This window comes from Streptococcus sp. GMD6S, from assembly GCF_000297015.1.
On record NZ_AJRH01000233.1, the window covers coordinates 1 to 659 of the forward strand.

Below are 659 nucleotides of genomic sequence, written 5' to 3' on the forward strand. Positions count from 1 at the left end.
CCAAAGTTTACCGCCTTGGCATTACGACGGTCGTTTGGAGTCACATCTTCAGGACGTTCAATGCCAAAGACCCGCATGGCCGTTGAAGTATGGATGTCAGCTCCTTCTTGGAAAGCCTTAATTAAGTGCTCATCTTTAGAAATATGAGCCAAAACGCGCAATTCAATCTGTGAATAGTCCGAGCTGAGCAACACACTATCCTCCCACTCAGGGACAAAAGCTTTACGAATGAGACGGCCTTGTTCCAAACGCACAGGAATATTTTGCAAGTTTGGATCCACACTAGACAGACGCCCAGTCTGAGTCAAATCCTGCACATAGCGCGTGTGGATCTTGCCATCATCCAAAATCCAGTCTTGCAAACCAATCACATAAGTGGATTGAATCTTAGCAATCTGACGGTAGTCGAGGATTTTTTTAACAATCGGAGCAATAGGAGCTAGACGCTCTAGCACATCCACGGCCGTCGAGTAACCTGTCTTGGTTTTCTTAGTGTACTCTAGAGGAAGACCGAGTTTTTCAAAGAGAAGCACACCCAACTGCTTAGGAGAATTGATATTAAACTCTTCACCAGCTAGCTCATAAATCTCTTGGGTAAGTTGCTCAATGACGACCTCATTTTCAGCCTGCATCTCAAGTAGGGTTTCTTTTTTGACCTT

At 44.9% G+C, this 659-nt stretch carries 1 protein-coding gene; it reads right to left on the bottom strand.

All coding sequences use genetic code 11. The features are described from left to right. Positions 1–659, bottom strand: a 659-nt coding sequence (locus tag GMD6S_RS09880; RefSeq protein WP_000630213.1) for a DNA polymerase, incomplete at both ends; no start/stop codon positions are given.